Origin of the sequence: Stenotrophomonas sp. GD03930 (assembly GCF_029839665.1) — a bacterium.
Taxonomy (GTDB): domain Bacteria; phylum Pseudomonadota; class Gammaproteobacteria; order Xanthomonadales; family Xanthomonadaceae; genus Stenotrophomonas; species Stenotrophomonas forensis.
Window position 1 is genome coordinate 163,780 of the sequence record NZ_JAOCAV010000006.1, and the last position, 16,481, is coordinate 180,260.

Here is a 16,481-nt window from a genome sequence, read left to right on the forward strand (position 1 = left end):
TGGCTCACTCCGCGCGCGGCTTCTTTGCCGCCGGCTCGTTGGAAGAAGAATTCTTGTTCGGCTTCGGACGCTTCGGTGCCGGACCGGTCGGCTTGCTCGGGGCCAGCCCCAGCGCCACCCAGTCGGGCATGATCCGTGCCTTGTCGATGTTGTCGGCCGACACGACCACTTCGGTCTTGTCGACAACGAAGGTGATGGTGTCCGCGGCCTCGTCGGTTGCTTCGATGCGGCCCTGCAGGCGACGACGGTTGTCCTGCGGCAGCTTCAGGGTGACCTTGGCCATTTCGCCGAGGTGACGGCCGAACTGCTCCAGGTTGAACAACGGACGGTCCACGCCCGGCGAAGACACTTCCAGCGTGTAGTTGCCGCTGATCGGGTCTTCGACGTCCATCTGCGCCGACACTTCGCGGCTGACGCGCTCGCAGTCGTCGACATTGATGATGCGCTCGGGCTGTTCAGCCAGCGGCACGTCGATGTAAAGGCGCAGGGTCGCACCGCCGGGGGCCGGCAGATACTCAACGCCCAGCAGCTCCAGGCCCAGCGACACAACGGTCGGGGCGAGCAGATTCGCGATGTCGGTTGCCTTGTCGCTCACAGCCTGCCTTGATCTCTATGGTTGGGTGCCGGCCTTGGCCGGCGTGGAAACATGACGCCCCGGAAACGACAAAGGGCCCGCTGGGCCCCTTTTCCGGAAAGACTCCGGTGACTGGATTCCGGTTGCAACCTGCAGTGCCTGCCGGTTGCGGCCCTCCTTCCGGATCCGGACTCCCGCTGGGAGGCCGCCTTCAGGGGTACTGCTAGGCCGCTGATGATAGCGGCTGCACCGCACTGGTGCAAGGTGTGAGCCCGGGGTCAGATCCCTCTCCGCAGGAAAAGGGATCTGACCCCGGTCGCGCGGAAACGCCGCAGGACCCAAAGAAAAACGCCTTCGAAGCAGGACTTCGAAGGCGCATTCTTTACTTGGTAGCGGGGGCAGGATTTGAACCTGCGACCTTCGGGTTATGAGCCCGACGAGCTGCCAGACTGCTCCACCCCGCATCAGAAGCGGAATCATGAGGCATTGCTGCGAAAAATGCAAGCTTTCCCTCATTCATCAAACCGGTTGGCGCCGATTCGATGTTGGTAGCGGGGGCAGGATTTGAACCTGCGACCTTCGGGTTATGAGCCCGACGAGCTGCCAGACTGCTCCACCCCGCACCGGAAGTGTTTGAACTGCTGCCCTGCTCTTTCGAGGAGGGCTACCGCAACGATGTTCTGGCTGAACCGCTGCAGTGACAACTCAGGCTGCGCATATTACACGAATCGCGCAGCTTTGTGTCAACTTTTATGCAAGATGCGCAAATGCCTGCTGGCACCAGACCATGATCGGGTTCCAGGCAATGCCCAGCGCCAGCAGCGCCAGTGCGTTCACGCCCAGCACCAGGCCCAGTACGCGGTCGTTGCTGCGCGGCATGGCCTCGCCCACCGGCTCATCGAAATACATGACCTTGATGACGCGCAGGTAGTAGAAGCAGCCGACCACGGCGCACAGCACGCCCAGGATCGCCAGCCACAGCAGGCCGCCGTTGACCGCCGCGCCGAGCACGGCCAGCTTGGTCCAGAAGCCCAGGAACGGCGGGATGCCGGCCAGCGACGCCATGATGCACAGCACCAGGCCGGCCATCCACGGGTTGCGGGCGTTCAGGCCCTTGAAGTCTTCGATGTTCTCGGCTTCGAAGCCGGCACGCGACAGCGCGATGATCGCGCCGAAGGCGGCGGTCGACATGATGGCGTAGGCCAGTGCGTAGAACAGCGCGGCGGCATAGCCCTGCGCGCCACCACCGGCGATGCCCATCAGCAGGAAGCCGATGTGCGAAACGGTGGAGAACGCCAGCATGCGCTTGAGGTTGCTCTGCGCAATGGCCATCAGGTTGCCGATGACCAGCGACACCGCAGCCAGGCCGGCGATCAGCAACTGCAGTTCGGTCGACAACGGGCCCACGCCCATTTCCAGCAGGCGGTAGGCCATGCCGAAGGCGGCCAGCTTCGGCGCCGAGCTGATGAACAGCGCGATCGGCGCCGGGGCACCCTGGTACACGTCGGGCAGCCACATGTGGAACGGCGCGGCACCCAGCTTGAAGGCGACGCCGGCGATCATGAACACCGCACCGGTGATCAGCAGCACGCGTTCTTCCGAATGCGGGATGGCATCGCGGATGACGTCCAGGTGCAGGCTGCCGGTGGCGCCGTAGATCAGCGACATGCCGTACAGCAGCAGGCCCGAGGCCAGCGAACCGAGCACGATGTACTTCATCGCCGCTTCCGAGGCCAGGCCGTTCTCGCGGTTGCTGGCCACCAGCGCGTAGGAGCACAGCGCCAGCAGTTCCAGACCCAGGTAGACCATCAGCAGGCTGCCGGCCGAGACCAGGATCATCATGCCGGCGGTGCCGAACAGGATCAGCACCGGGATCTCGCCCTGGAACAGGTTGCGATCACGCAGGTAGCGCCAGCCATAGACCAGGGTCAGGCCGCTGAGCAGCACGATCCCGGTCTTCATCACGTCCGCGGCGGTATCGCGCACGAACATGCCATGGAAGACCTCCCCCTGCCCGCCCACGCCGGTGGCCAGCATGAACAGCACCACGGCCAGCGCAGCGAGCGAGAACAGGTGGGTGACGATCTTGTTCCGGTTGCTGACGAACAGGTCGAGGATCATCAGGGCGAAGGCGCTGCCGATCAGCACCAGCTCGGGAGCGAGCGGTGGCAGGTCAGCGGCGGTCAATGGCAGCAGCGGCGAGGTGGTCATCATCAAATCCTGGAATTACAGCAGCTTGCTGGATGCGATCTGCATCGCCAGCTTCGCGATCGAGGGCTCCATCAGGTCGGTCAGCGGCTTGGGGTAGATGCCCAGGGCCAGCACGCCGATGGCGAACACGCCCAGCACCAGCCATTCGCGGCCGTTGATGTCCTTCAGTTCGGCAACGTGGCTGTTGGCCACTTCGCCGAAGAAGATGCGCTTGTACAGCCACAGGGTGTAGGCGGCGCCGATGATCAGGGTGGTGGCCGCGCCCAGCGCGATCCACGGATTACGCTGGAACGCCGACAGGATGACCATGAACTCGCCGACGAAGCCGCTGGTACCCGGCAGGCCCGCGTTGGCCATGAAGAACAGCATGGCGAAGGTGGCGAACCACGGCATCACGTTGACCACGCCGCCGTAATCGGCGATGCGGCGGCTGTGCATGCGGTCGTACAGCACGCCGACGCAGGAGAACATCGCGCCGGACACGAAGCCGTGCGAGATCATCTGCACCATGGCGCCCTGCAGGCCCAGGCGGGCCGCATCGGCGTTGCCGGCTTCACGCACCAGCCACAGGGCGATGAAGGTACCGAGGGTGACGAAGCCCATGTGCGCGATCGACGAATACGCGATCAGCTTCTTCATGTCGTCCTGCACCAGGGCGACCAGGCCGACGTAGATCACCGCGATCAGCGACAGCGCGATCACCAGCCAGGCCCATTCCTGCGATGCGTCCGGGACGATCGGCAGGTTGAAGCGCAGGAAGCCGTAGCCACCGATCTTCAGGGCGATGGCGGCCAGGATCACCGAACCGGCGGTCGGCGCTTCCACGTGGGCATCCGGCAGCCAGGTGTGGACCGGGAACATCGGCACCTTGACCGCGAAGGCGATCAGGAAGGCGAAGAAGATCCAGGTCTGTTCCTTGGCCGACAGCGGCAGCGCGTACAGGTCGGCCAGCTGGAAGCTGCCGCCCTTCAGGTACAGGTAGATCAGCGCCACCAGCATCAGCACCGAGCCAAGGAAGGTGTACAGGAAGAACTTCAGCGCGGCGTAGATGCGGCGCGGGCCACCCCAGACACCGATGATCAGGAACATCGGGATCAGCATCGCCTCGAAGAACACGTAGAACAACATCGCGTCCGTGGCCGAGAAGATACCCACGGTGACGCCTTCCAGGATCAGGAAGGCGGCCACGTACTGGTTGACGCGCTTGTCGATGGCGCTCCAGGCGCCGATCAGGGCAAGCACGCTGACCAGGGTGGTCAGCAGGATCAGCGCCACGGCGATGCCGTCCACGCCCAGGTTGTAGCCGATCTTGTACGCCGGGATCCAGGCATGGGTCTCGACGAACTGCAGACCGTCGATGCCCGCGTTGTAGCCGCTCAGCAGCGAGAGGCTCGCCACGAAGGTCAGCACCGCGACGCCCAGCGACGCCCAGCGGGCGGTCTGCGCATCACGGATCGCAAGGATCAGGGCGCCACCGAGGATCGGCAGCCAGATGAGGACACTGAGTAGAGGCCAGTTCGACACGTCTTCTTATTCCGTACAGGTCATCAACGCAGGTAATGCATCAGCACGCCCAACAGGGCAATCAGGCCGATGATCATCGCGAAGGCGTAGTGATAGAGGAAACCGGATTGGGTACGACGCAGCACGCCGGCTGCGACGTCCACAACACGTGCCGAGAGATTGACCACGCCGTCGACGATGTTGCTGTCGATCCAGCGCGAGACCTTGCCCAGCTTGACGCTGCCGCCGGCAAAGCCATCGATCCACAGCTTGTCGAAGCCGTACTTGTTTTCCAGCACCGACACCAGCGGGGCGAAGGTCTTGCGCGCCTTGCCCGACAGGTCCGGCTTCCACAGGTAGAACAGTGCAGCCAGCAGGAAGCCCGCCAGGGTCAGCCAGAACGGCGGCAGCATCATGCCGTGCAGCGCGAACGCCACCGGCCCGTGGAACTCTTCACCCAGGAAGGCAACGGTGTTCTTGGCCGGATCGTAGAAGTTCACGATACCGGTGAAGAACGTGTTGACCTGGCCCTGGATCGCCGCGTGGGCGTGGTGGCCGGCCCAGTCGGTGCCATGCAGCATCGGACCGATGCTGAAGAAACCGATGGCGATCGACGGGATGGCCAGCAGGATCAGCGGCAGGGTCACCACCCACGGAGTTTCATGCGGCTCATGCGGACCGTGGCCATGGCCGTGGTCGTCATGGGCATCGCCGTGGTGGGCATCGGCATGATGTGCGTCTGCGGCGTGGTGATCGTCATGGCCGTGGCCATGGTCATCATGCGCGTCGCGGAAACGCTCCTTGCCATGGAAGGTCATGAACAGCAGGCGGAAGCTGTAGAAGCTGGTCACCAGCACGCCACCCAGCACCGCCCAGTAGCCATAGGTGGCCACCCAGCTGTTCTGCATGTGCGCGTGGATCTCGGCCGCCTCGATGATGGTGTCCTTCGAGTAGAAGCCCGAGAAGAACGGCGTACCGACCAGGGCCAGGGTACCGATCCACATGGTGACGAAGGTGATCGGCATGTACTTGCGCAGGCCGCCCATCTTGCGCATGTCCTGCTCGTGGTGCATCGCGATGATGACCGAGCCGGCACCCAGGAACAGCAGGGCCTTGAAGAACGCATGGGTCATCAGGTGGAACACGGCGGCCGAATAGGCCGACACGCCCAGCGCCACGGTCATGTAGCCCAGCTGCGACAGCGTGGAGTACGCGACGACGCGCTTGATGTCGTTCTGCACGATGCCGATCAGGCCGGTGAAGAACGCGGTGGTGGCGCCGATGAAGAGGATGAAGTTCAGCGCGGTCTGCGACAGCTCGAACAGCGGCGACATGCGGGTAACCATGAAGATACCGGCGGTCACCATCGTCGCGGCGTGGATCAGTGCCGAGATCGGGGTCGGGCCTTCCATCGAGTCCGGCAGCCACACGTGCAGCGGGACCTGGGCCGACTTGCCCATGGCGCCGATGAACAGGCAGATGCAGATGACGGTGGCGATCGACCAGATCACCGGCTCGTTCAGCAGCTGCATGCCCAGGATCGTGCCGTCCCAGATCTGCAGCTGGGCGCGCGGGTCGGCCAGCATGCCGGCCTGCGAGAACACCTGCGAGTAGTCCAGGGTGCCGAACACCCACAGCACGCCGGCGATGCCCAGCAGGAAGCCGAAGTCACCGACGCGGTTGACCAGGAACGCCTTCATGTTGGCGAAGATCGCGGTCGGGCGCTTGAACCAGAAGCCGATCAGCAGGTACGACACCAGGCCCACCGCTTCCCAGCCGAAGAACAGCTGCAGGAAGTTGTTGCTCATCACCAGGGTGAGCATCGAGAAGGTGAACAGCGAAATGTAGCTGAAGAACCGCTGGTAGCCCGGGTCGTCCTGCATGTAGCCGATCGTGTAGATGTGGACCAGCAGCGACACGAAGGTCACCACCACCATCATCATCGCGGTCAGCTTGTCGACCATGAAGCCGACGTGGGCCGAATACTGGCCGACTTCGAAGAACGTGTAGATGTTCTGGTTGAACGGCTGCGCACCGCCCCACAGCAGCTGGTAGAGCGTGTACATCGACAGGCCGCAGGCCACCGCGACGCCGAGGATGGTGATGGTCTGCGCGCCGAAGCGCTTGACCTGGCGACCGAACAGGCCGGCGATGATGCTGCCGAACAGCGGTGCAAGCACCACTGCGATCAACAGACTCTTGGAGAGAGTGATTTCCATCTGTGGATCAGCCCTTCAGCGAATCGACTTCGCCGACATTGATCGTGCGGCGGGTACGGAACAGGGTCACCAGGATCGCCAGGCCGATGGCGGCTTCCGCGGCGGCGACGGTCAGGATGAAGAACACGAACAGCTGGCCGGACGGATCGCCCAGCTGACGCGAGAAGCCGACGAAATTGATGTTCACCGACAGCAGCATCAGTTCGATCGACATCAGCAGGACGATGACGTTCTTCCGGTTGAGGAAGATACCGGCCAGGCTGATGGCGAACAGCACCGCGCCGAGCGCAAGCATGTGGCCAAGGGTAATCACGGCTGGGTCTCCTCGCCGGCGGCCGGCTTGCTGTTGCTGTGCACGACCGGTGCCTCGGCGCCCATCTTGACCATGCGCAGGCGCTGGCCGGCCTTGACCATGGTCTGCTCGCCCGGGTTCTGGCTCTTCACGCCGGTACGGCGGCGCAGGGTCAGCATCACGGCGGCAACCACGGCCACGGTCAGGATGACGGCAGCGAACTCGAACGGCAGCAGGTACTCGGTGAACAGCGTGCGCGCCAGCCAGGTGACGTTGGAGCTGTCGGCGGCGACCGCGGCGGCGTTGTCGGCCGGGAACGGGGTGACCGAGCGGGCCTTGACGCCGATCAGGATCAACATCTGCACCAGCATCGCGACCGCGACGATCAGGCCGACCGGCAGGTAGCGCACCCAGCCCTCACGCAGCTTGGTGGGGTCGATGTCCAGCATCATCACCACGAACAGGAACAGCACCATCACCGCGCCGACGTAGACCAGCACCAGGGCCACACCGAGGAATTCGGCGCCCACCAGCAGCCACACGCAGGCGATGGAGAAGAAGGTCAGCACCAGGCAGAGCACGGCGTGAACCGGGTTGCGCACGCTGATCACCGCACCGGCCGAAACCGTTGCTGCGATGGCGAACACCCAGAAAGCGATATTTACCCAATCCATCTCTCGACCTCAGCGGTAAGCGGCATCGGCGGCGCGACGCTCGGCGATCTCGGATTCGAGACGGTCGCCCAGGGCCAGCAGCTGCGGCTTGGTAACGATGTTTTCGCCACGATTCTCGAAGTGGTACTCGAGGATGTGGGTTTCGACGATCGAGTCCACCGGGCAGCTTTCTTCGCAGAAGCCGCAGAAGATGCACTTGAACAGGTCGATGTCGTAGCGCGTGGTACGGCGGGTGCCGTCTTCGCGCTTGGCCGAGTCGATGGTGATGGCCAGCGCCGGGCACACCGCTTCGCACAGCTTGCAGGCGATGCAGCGCTCTTCACCGTTGGGATAACGGCGCAGGGCGTGCAGGCCACGGAAGCGCGGCGACTGCGGGAACTTCTCCATCGGGTACATCATCGTGTACTTCGGCTTGAAGCTGTACTTCAGCGTCAGCCAGAGGCCCGCCAGCAGTTCGAGCAGCAGCAGGCTCTTGAAGTAATGGGTAATCCTGTTCATCACTTTAGACGCCCTTTTGAATCACGCCGAAGAACACCATGACGGCGGTAACCGCGATCCACAGAATGGCCAGCGGGATGAAGACCTTCCAGCCCAGGCGCATGATCTGGTCATAGCGGAAGCGCGGGAAGCTGGCACGGAACCAGATGTAGGCACTGGCGAAGAAGAACACCTTGACGAACAGCCACGGTGCACCGCCCTTCCAGATCCAGTCGACCAGCGGCGAGACATCGCCGAAGTTGACCCAGCCCTGGACCGGGCTCAGCCAGCCGCCGAGGAAGAAGATCGAGATCAGGAAGCTGATCAGGATCATGTTCGCGTATTCGGCCAGGAAGAACAGCGCGAACGCGCCGCCGGAGTACTCGACCATGTGGCCGGCGACGATTTCCGACTCGCCTTCCACCACGTCGAACGGTGCGCGGTTGGTTTCCGCCACACCCGACACCCAGTAGATGACGAACAGCGGGAACAGCGGCAGCAGGAACCAGTCGAAGAAGCCGGAGCTGCCGGCCTGCGCCATCACGATGTTGCTCAGGTTCAGGCTGCCCGAAGCGATCATCACGCCGACCAGGGCGAAGCCCATCGCGATTTCGTAGCTGATCATCTGCGCCGAGGCGCGCATGGCACCCAGGAACGCGTACTTCGAGTTGGACGCCCAACCGGCAAGGATGATGCCGTAGATGCCCAGCGAGGTCATCGCCAGCAGGTACAGCAGGCCGGCGTTGGCGTTGGACAGCACGATCTGCGAATCGAAGGGCACCACCGACCAGGCCGCGAAGGCCGGGGCCAGGGTGATCAGCGGGGCCAGCAGGTAGATCGCCTTGTTGGCGCTGCTCGGCTGCACCACTTCCTTGAACAGCAGCTTGAAGACGTCGGCGAAGGCCTGGAAGATGCCCATGCCCACGTACATCGGGCCGTGGCGGACATGCATCCAGCCGATCAGCTTGCGTTCCCAGACCACGTAGAAGGCCACCGAGATGATCACCGGAACGGCGATCACCAGGATCTTCAGGATGATCCAGATCAGCGCGCCGATGTCACCGAGGCCAAGCAGCCACTGGTGCAGCGGGTCGACCGCGTTCAACAGCAATTCGTTCATGCAGCCACCACCGTTACGCGAGCGGCACCCAGCGGCGCGGTCGCGCCGTGGCCCGATTCAATCCAGACCGAGCCCGCAGCGACGCGGGCGTCGACCACCACCGGCAGGGTGGCCTTGCCGGCATCGGTGCCGACCTTGGCCATCTGCCCTTCCTGCAGCTGCAGGCGAGCGGCATCTTCAGCGTTCAGCACGATGCGCGGGGCGTTGTTGAGCGGATGCGACTGCAGCGCCGGGGCGCGACGGACCACCGCGTCGGTGCGGTAGATCGCGGCGGTCGAAGCCACTTCCAGGCCCTCGCCGGCTACGGCCGGCTGCGCCGAAGCGGCAACGCTGACCGACACCGGGGCCAGGCTGGCGCGCAGGCCGGCCAGGTCGGTGAAGTCGAAACCGGCCAGCGCCATGTCGCCGCCCAGTGCGCGCAGCACGCGCCAGCCTTCACGCGCCTCGCCCGGCAGCTTGCCGCCGGCACGGGCCGACTGCTCGCGACCATCGAGGTTGGTCAGGGTGGCGTCGATTTCCGGCAGCGCGCCGATCGGCAGGATCACATCGGCGACGTCGCGGGTGGAGACACAGGCGAACTGGCTGAAGGCCACCACCTTGGCACCGACCAGCGCCTTGCGCGCCGCCGGAGCATCGGCGAAGTCCAGGCCCGGCTCCAGGCCGTACACCACGTAGGCCTGGCGCGGCTGCGCCAGCATCGCGGCGACGTCCTTACCGGCCGGCAGCACGCCGGCGCGGGTCAGGCCAACGGCGTTGGCGCCCTGCGGGATGCGGCACAGCTTGGCACCGGTGGCGGCTGCGAAGTCACGCGCAGCGGCGCGGATCGCGGCAGCCTGCGGGTGGTTCTCGGCGATGCCACCGACGATCAGCACGGTGTTGTTGCCGCCCTGCACTGCCGAACGCAGCTCGGCGTTGGCCAGCGCGTCGGCGAACTTCGACGGCGCGACGATCTGCTTGCCGGCGATGCTGAAGGCGAAGTCGAAGTCCACCGGGTTGACGACGTGGATCTTGGCGCCATTAGTGGTCTGCGCCTTGCGCAGGCGGGCGTGCAGCAGCGGCAGTTCGTGGCGGATGTTGCTGCCCAGAACGACGATGCGGTCGGCGCCTTCGATCTCGGCCAGCGGCAGGCCGAACACTTCGGCGGTCGCGGCGTCGGAGAAATCGCGGTTGTTGATGCGGTGGTCGATGTTGCTCGAACCCAGGCCCTTGGCCAGGCGGGCCAGCAGCGCGCCCTCCTCGTTCGAGGTCGCCGGATGCACCAGCACGCCCAGGTTGTCGCCCTGGTTGGCCTTGAGGATCTCGGCGGCCGCGGCCAGGCCTTCGGCCCAGCTCACTTCCTTCCACTCGCCATTGACCTTGCGCAGCGGCTTGACCGCACGGTCTTCGCTGTACAGGCCCTGGTGCGAGTAGCGGTCACGGTCGGACAGCCAGCATTCGTTGACGGCTTCGTTGTCGCGCGGCACGGTGCGCAGCACTTCGCCGCGACGCACGTGCAGGAACAGGTTCGAACCCATCGCGTCGTGGTAACCCAGCGACTCGCGTGCGGTCAGTTCCCACGGACGGGCGCGGAACTGGAACACCTTGTTGGTCAGCGCACCGACCGGGCAGACGTCGACGACGTTGCCGGACAGTTCAGTGGTCAGCGGCTTGCCGTCGTAGGTACCGATCTGCAGGTTCTCGCCGCGGTACATGCCACCCAGTTCATAGGTGCCAGCCACGTCGGCGGTGAAGCGCACGCAGCGCGTGCACTGGATGCAGCGGGTCATCTCGGTGGCGACCAGCGGACCCATGTCCTCGTCCGGCACCACGCGCTTGCGCTCGTTGAAGCGGCTGACCGAACGGCCATAGCCCAGCGACACGTCCTGCAGCTCGCACTCGCCGCCCTGATCACAGATCGGGCAGTCCAGCGGGTGGTTGATGAGCAGGAACTCCATCACCGAGCGCTGGAACTTCAGTGCTTTCTCGCTGCGGGTGGCGACCTTCATGCCGTCCATCACCGGAGTGGCGCAGGCCGGCGCCGGCTTCGGCGACTTCTCCACGTCCACCAGGCACATGCGGCAGTTGGCGGCGATCGGCAGCTTCTCGTGGTAGCAGAAGCGCGGAATGGAGATGCCGGCCTTGTCGGCGGCCTGGATGATCATCGAGCCCTTGGGCACGACCAGCGACTTGCCATCGATCTCGATGGTGACGTGATCGGGTGGGACGCTCGGATTTACGGGTTGCGCGCTCATGCAGCGGCTGCCTCCACCTTCTTGCCGTCAACCATCGAATGACCGTTGACGATGTAGTACTCGAACTCGTCCCAGAACTGGCGCAGGAAGCCCTGGATGGGCCATGCAGCCGCTTCGCCGAACGCGCAGATGGTGTGGCCTTCGATCTGGCCGGCCACTGCCTTCAGCTGGTGCAGGTCTTCCATCGTGGCCTTGCCGGCAACGATGCGCTCCAGCACGCGGTGCATCCAGCCGGTGCCTTCACGGCACGGGGTGCACTGGCCGCAGGATTCCTTGTGGAAGAACTGGCTGATGCGGCAGGCGAACTTGACGCAGCAGACGCTGTCATCGAGCACCACGACGGCGCCCGAACCCAGGCCCGAGCCCAGTGCACGGATGGTGTCGTAGTCCATCGGCAGGCCCTTCAGCTCGGCCGCGGTCAGCACCGGCATCGACACGCCACCCGGAATCGCGCCCTTCAGGGTGCGGCCCGGACGCAGGCCACCGGCCATTTCCAGCAGGTCGTCGAAGGTGGTGCCCAACGGCACTTCGAAGTTGCCGCCGTTCTGCACGCAACCGGACACCGAGAAGCACTTCGGGCCGCCGTTGGCGGTCAGGCTCAGGCCCTTGAACCACTCCGGGCCGTTGCGGATGATCGCCGGCACCGAACCGTAGGTTTCGGTGTTGTTGATCGTCGACGGCTTGCCGTACAGGCCGAAGTTCGCCGGGAACGGCGGCTTGTAGCGCGGCTGGCCCTTCTTGCCTTCCAGCGATTCCATCAGCGCGGTTTCTTCGCCGCAGATGTACGCGCCGGCGCCCAGCGCACCATAGATGTCGATGTCCACGCCCGAGCCCATCACGTTCTTGCCCAGCCAGCCATTTGCATAGGCGTCGGCCAGGGCCTGCTCGAAGTGCTCGAACGGCTCGTGGTGGAACTCACCGCGCAGGTAGTTGTAACCCACGGTCGAACCGGTGGCGTAGCAGGCGATCGCCATGCCTTCCACCACCGAATGCGGGTTGTAGCGCAGGATGTCGCGGTCCTTGCAGGTGCCCGGCTCGGATTCGTCCGAGTTGCAGAGGATGTACTTCTGCATGTTGCCCTTGGGCATGAAGGACCACTTCAGGCCGGTCGGGAAGCCGGCGCCACCGCGGCCGCGCAGGCCCGAGGCCTTGACCATCTCGATGACCTGCTCCGGCGGGATCTTCTCTTCGAGGATCTTGCGCAGGGCAGCGTAGCCACCGGTCTTCAGGTAGCTTTCGTACGACCACGGGGTGTCGTAATGCAGGGTGGTGTAGACCACCTGGTGCGGCAGCGGCGCGGGGCCGACCGGACCCTTGGATTCGTGGTGATGTGCCATGCCCTTACTCCAGCCCGTCCAGCAGCTCGTCGACCTTTTCCAGGGTCAGACGCTCATGGTAGTGACCGTTGATGACCATCATCGGCGCGCCACCACAGCCGGCCAGGCACTCTTCCTCGCGCTTGAGGTAGACGCGGCCGTCCGGGGTCGATTCACCGTGCTTGATGCCCAGCTTCTTCTCGCAATGGCGCACGATGTCCTCGGCGCCATTGAGCCAGCAGCTGATGTTGGTGCAGATGGCCACGTTGTTGCGGCCCACCTTCTCGGTCTCGAACATCGAGTAGAAGCTGGCGACCTCGTAGGCCCACACCGGCGGCAGATCAAGGTACTTGGCCACGCCGGCGATCAGCTCGTCGGTCAGCCAACCCTCGTTCTGCTCCTGGGCCGCATGCAGCCCCTGCAGCACGGCAGAGCGCTTGCGGTCCGGCGGGAACTTGGACAGCCAGTGATCGATGTGAGCGCGGGTCTTGTCGCTCAGCACCACCATCGGGTCGACGTCGCGCGCCGCCTCGAAATTACCTGTCGCCTTCATCGGCCGACCTCAGCGAAATGCATAACGTGAAATTCCAGAAACTGCGGCGCCGGCTTGCGCCGGCTGCCTGCAGCGGGCGTTGGCGTGGCGGACGGCATTACCGGTCAACCTCGCCGAACACCAGGTCGTAGGTACCGATCATCGCCACCACGTCGGCCAGCATGTGGCCGCGCACGATCGAATCGATCGAGGACAGGTGGGCGAAGCCCGGTGCGCGCAGGTGCACGCGGAACGGCTTGTTGGCGCCATCGGAGACCAGGTAGCAGCCGAACTCGCCCTTCGGCGCTTCCACTGCCGCGTAGGTTTCGCCGGCCGGCACGCAATAGCCTTCGCTGAACAGCTTGAAGTGGTGGATCAGCGCTTCCATGTCGTCCTTCATGTCCTCGCGCCTGGGCGGAGCGACCTTGAAGTTCTTGACCATGACCGGGCCGGGGTTGGCCTTCAGCCACGCCACGCACTGCTTGATGATGCGGTTGGACTCGCGCATCTCGGCAACGCGGACCAGGTAGCGGTCGTAGCAGTCGCCTTCCTTGCCCAGCGGGATGTCGAAATCGACGGCATCGTACTTGGCGTACGGACGCTTCTTGCGCAGGTCCCAGGCGACGCCCGAGCCGCGCAGCATCACACCGGTCATGCCCCACTGGTGGGCCAGTTCCGGAGTGACGACGCCGATGCCGACGGTACGCTGCTTCCAGATACGGTTGTCGGTCAGCAGGGTCTCGTATTCGTCGACACGACCCGGGAATTCGTTGGTGAAGTTTTCCAGGAAGTCCAGCAGCGAGCCTTCACGCGAAGCATTGAGCTGCTTCAGCGCCTTGCCCTTGTGCCAGCGCGACTCCTTGTACTTCGGCATGTGGTCCGGCAGGTCGCGGTAGACACCGCCCGGTCGGTAGTAGGCCGCGTGCATGCGCGCGCCGGAGACTGCTTCGTAGCAGTCCATCAGCTCTTCGCGCTCGCGGAAGGCGTACAGCATCACCGCCATCGCACCCAGGTCGAGTGCGTTGGAGCCCAGCCACATCAGGTGGTTGAGGATGCGGGTGATTTCGTCGTACATGGTGCGGATGTACTGCGCACGCTCCGGCGCCTCGATGCCCATCAGGGTCTCGATCGCGCGCACGTAGGCGTGCTCGTTGCACATCATCGACACGTAGTCCAGGCGATCCATGTAGCCGATCGACTGGTTGAACGGCTTGGACTCGGCCAGCTTCTCGGTACCACGGTGCAGCAGACCCACGTGCGGGTCGGCGCGCATGATGGTTTCGCCGTCCATTTCCAGGATCAGGCGCAGCACACCGTGAGCGGCCGGATGCTGCGGGCCGAAGTTCATGGTGTAGTTGCGGATTTCCTGCCGGCTTTCGGCGGCGTTGCTGGCGAAGGCTTCGCCGGCCTGGTGTACGTGGCTCACTTCACTGCCTCCTGCGCGCGCTCACCTTCTGCGGTCTGCAGACGGGCGTCGTCACGGATCACGCGCGGCACGCCGACACGCGGCTCCACCGAGGTGACCGGTTCGTAGATCACGCGCTTCTTTTCTTCGTCGTAGCGGACTTCGACATTGCCGATCAGCGGGAAGTCCTTGCGGAACGGATGGCCGACGAAACCGTAATCGGTCAGGATCCGGCGCAGGTCCGGGTGGCCTTCGAAGATCACGCCGTACAGGTCGAACGCTTCGCGCTCGAACCAGTTCAGGCCCGGCCAGATGCCGGTCAGCGAGGACACCACCGGCAGCGCTTCGTCAGGGGCGAAGCAGCGCAGGTGCATCATCAGGTTGTGCTGGTACGAACGCAGCTGGGCGACCACGGCGAAACGCTGGGTCGGCATGTGCTGCGGGCGGGCACCGTCGGCACCGTTCTCCTCGGTGGGGAACTCGCCCCACGCGAAGCGGCCCTGGGCCTTGCCTTCGACGCCACGGCTGAAGCCCTGCGAGGACACGTCGGCGGTGTCCCATTCGTCGGAGCCATAACCGAGGTAGTCGACGCCGCAGAGATCCACGGCCTGCTCGAAACCAAACTCGTCACGCAGCGCCAGGGCGGTGGCGTGCCACTCGGCGGCAGGCACTTCCAGCGTCACTTCGCCGCGGGGTTCGACCACGATGACCTTCGCACCTGCGAAACGTGCGGAGAGTCGGTCGATGAAGGATGCTTGCTCTGCCATGGGGGCTTGGCGCGCTCTTGTCAGGTGAAGGGGTCAGCGGGCGATGGTCTGTGTACGCCAGATCTTCTTCTGCAGCTGCAGGATCCCGTACACCAGCGCCTCGGCGGTCGGCGGGCAGCCCGGGACGTAGACGTCCACCGGCACCACGCGATCACAGCCGCGCACGACAGAATAGGAGTAGTGGTAATAGCCGCCGCCGTTGGCGCAGCTACCCATCGAGATGACCCACTTCGGGTCCGGCATCTGGTCGTAGACCTTGCGCAGCGCCGGGGCCATCTTGTTGACCAGGGTACCGGCCACGATCATCACGTCGGACTGACGCGGCGACGGGCGGAACACCACGCCGTAGCGGTCAAGGTCCAGGCGCGCGGCGCCGGCGTGCATCATCTCGACCGCACAGCAGGCAAGGCCGAAGGTCATCGGCCACATCGAACCGGTGCGTGCCCAGTTCAGCAGTGCGTCGACGCTGGTGGTGACGAAGCCCTTTTCCAGCAGCGGGTTGTCGCCTTCCGGCCGCAGGATGTCATCAACCCGGCCTTCCGGCGTGGGGTTGTTCATGAGGCCATCGAGAGTCTGAATCACTCCCATTCCAGCGCTCCCTTCTTCCAGACGTAAATGAAACCGAGGAACAGCATGCCGACGAACAGGCCCATGGTGATGAGCGAACGGGCGCCCAGCTCCATGAAGACCTGGGTCCACGGCACGATGAAGATGATTTCCAGGTCGAAGACGATGAACTGGATCGCGATCAGGTAGTAGCGCACGTCGAACTTCATGCGCGCGTCTTCGAAGGCCTCGAAGCCGCACTCGTACGGCGACAGCTTTTCCAGATCGGGGCGGCGGGGACCGAGGAATCGACCAACCAGCATCAGCGTAATGCCGATACCGGTGGCAACGATCAGAAACAGCAGAGACGGCAAATATTCGGCCAGCACAGCGATTCTCTCTTGCCTCTGCCGCCGCGCCTGCAGGCGCTTTGGCATGGGGGAGTGGACGGGAATCTGCCTGGCGCCTTGCGCGCCAGACCAACCCGCTTTACTTACAAATGGTGCCCAAGAGGGGACTCGAACCCCTACGACTTGCGTCGCTACCACCTCAAGGTAGTGCGTCTACCAATTCCGCCACCTGGGCAAACGATCACATCAGACTATCTTCCCGAT

At 64.4% G+C, this 16,481-nt stretch carries 15 protein-coding genes and 3 tRNA genes; all 18 read right to left on the bottom strand.

The window, feature by feature from the left end; genetic code table 11:
* Positions 1-4 precede the first annotated feature (4 nt).
* Complete coding sequence (rimP, locus tag N5C18_RS22000; protein ID WP_053450381.1) at positions 5-595, bottom strand: ribosome maturation factor RimP; 591 nt, start codon at positions 593-595, stop codon at positions 5-7.
* A 366-nt stretch (positions 596-961) separates the two neighbouring features.
* A tRNA-Met gene (locus N5C18_RS22005) sits at positions 962-1,038 on the bottom strand.
* An 82-nt stretch (positions 1,039-1,120) separates the two neighbouring features.
* A tRNA-Met gene (locus N5C18_RS22010) sits at positions 1,121-1,197 on the bottom strand.
* 127 nt (positions 1,198-1,324) lie between these two features.
* Positions 1,325-2,785 (bottom strand): NADH-quinone oxidoreductase subunit NuoN, encoded by a 1,461-nt coding sequence (gene nuoN / locus N5C18_RS22015; RefSeq protein WP_049456506.1) that lies wholly within the window; start codon positions 2,783-2,785, stop codon positions 1,325-1,327.
* A 15-nt stretch (positions 2,786-2,800) separates the two neighbouring features.
* Positions 2,801-4,309 (bottom strand): NADH-quinone oxidoreductase subunit M, encoded by a 1,509-nt coding sequence (locus tag N5C18_RS22020; RefSeq protein ID WP_008268294.1) that lies wholly within the window; start codon positions 4,307-4,309, stop codon positions 2,801-2,803.
* Positions 4,310-4,332: 23 nt separating this feature from the next.
* The gene (gene nuoL / locus N5C18_RS22025) at positions 4,333-6,507 is read right to left on the bottom strand and encodes an NADH-quinone oxidoreductase subunit L (protein ID WP_053450382.1); all 2,175 of its coding nucleotides are present in this window, start codon (positions 6,505-6,507) and stop codon (positions 4,333-4,335) included.
* Between the two features lie 7 nt (positions 6,508-6,514).
* Positions 6,515-6,820 carry an NADH-quinone oxidoreductase subunit NuoK gene (gene nuoK, locus N5C18_RS22030; protein WP_005410454.1) on the bottom strand — a complete coding sequence of 102 codons (306 nt, stop codon included), beginning with the start codon at positions 6,818-6,820 and terminating at the stop codon, positions 6,515-6,517.
* Positions 6,817-7,473 (bottom strand): NADH-quinone oxidoreductase subunit J, encoded by a 657-nt coding sequence (locus N5C18_RS22035; protein ID WP_006458640.1) that lies wholly within the window; start codon positions 7,471-7,473, stop codon positions 6,817-6,819. The genes nuoK and N5C18_RS22035 overlap by 4 nt, the downstream gene beginning before the upstream one ends.
* Positions 7,474-7,482: 9 nt before the next feature.
* Positions 7,483-7,971 carry an NADH-quinone oxidoreductase subunit NuoI gene (gene nuoI, locus N5C18_RS22040; RefSeq protein WP_005417924.1) on the bottom strand — a complete coding sequence of 163 codons (489 nt, stop codon included), beginning with the start codon at positions 7,969-7,971 and terminating at the stop codon, positions 7,483-7,485.
* A 4-nt stretch (positions 7,972-7,975) separates the two neighbouring features.
* Positions 7,976-9,070: an NADH-quinone oxidoreductase subunit NuoH gene (gene nuoH / locus N5C18_RS22045; protein WP_014037948.1), complete on the bottom strand. Its 1,095-nt coding sequence runs from the start codon at positions 9,068-9,070 to the stop codon at positions 7,976-7,978.
* Positions 9,067-11,301 (bottom strand): NADH-quinone oxidoreductase subunit NuoG, encoded by a 2,235-nt coding sequence (gene nuoG, locus N5C18_RS22050; RefSeq protein WP_279945608.1) that lies wholly within the window; start codon positions 11,299-11,301, stop codon positions 9,067-9,069. Before nuoG ends, nuoH begins: the two co-directional genes overlap by 4 nt.
* Positions 11,298-12,638, bottom strand: a complete 1,341-nt coding sequence (nuoF, locus tag N5C18_RS22055; RefSeq protein WP_006458704.1) for an NADH-quinone oxidoreductase subunit NuoF — start codon at positions 12,636-12,638, stop codon at positions 11,298-11,300. Before nuoF ends, nuoG begins: the two co-directional genes overlap by 4 nt.
* A gap of 4 nt (positions 12,639-12,642) precedes the next feature.
* Positions 12,643-13,170: an NADH-quinone oxidoreductase subunit NuoE gene (gene nuoE / locus N5C18_RS22060; protein WP_006381132.1), complete on the bottom strand. Its 528-nt coding sequence runs from the start codon at positions 13,168-13,170 to the stop codon at positions 12,643-12,645.
* A gap of 97 nt (positions 13,171-13,267) precedes the next feature.
* Positions 13,268-14,575, bottom strand: coding sequence for an NADH-quinone oxidoreductase subunit D (locus N5C18_RS22065; RefSeq protein WP_053511569.1), 1,308 nt, complete (start codon positions 14,573-14,575; stop codon positions 13,268-13,270).
* Positions 14,572-15,321: an NADH-quinone oxidoreductase subunit C gene (locus N5C18_RS22070; RefSeq protein WP_005410462.1), complete on the bottom strand. Its 750-nt coding sequence runs from the start codon at positions 15,319-15,321 to the stop codon at positions 14,572-14,574. Before N5C18_RS22070 ends, N5C18_RS22065 begins: the two co-directional genes overlap by 4 nt.
* A 33-nt stretch (positions 15,322-15,354) precedes the next feature.
* Positions 15,355-15,909: an NADH-quinone oxidoreductase subunit B gene (locus tag N5C18_RS22075; RefSeq protein WP_005410463.1), complete on the bottom strand. Its 555-nt coding sequence runs from the start codon at positions 15,907-15,909 to the stop codon at positions 15,355-15,357.
* Complete coding sequence (locus N5C18_RS22080; RefSeq protein ID WP_008265012.1) at positions 15,900-16,256, bottom strand: NADH-quinone oxidoreductase subunit A; 357 nt, start codon at positions 16,254-16,256, stop codon at positions 15,900-15,902. The genes N5C18_RS22075 and N5C18_RS22080 overlap by 10 nt, the downstream gene beginning before the upstream one ends.
* Positions 16,257-16,367: 111 nt before the next feature.
* Positions 16,368-16,452 (bottom strand) — tRNA-Leu (locus N5C18_RS22085).
* Between the last annotated feature and the right edge of the window lie 29 nt (positions 16,453-16,481).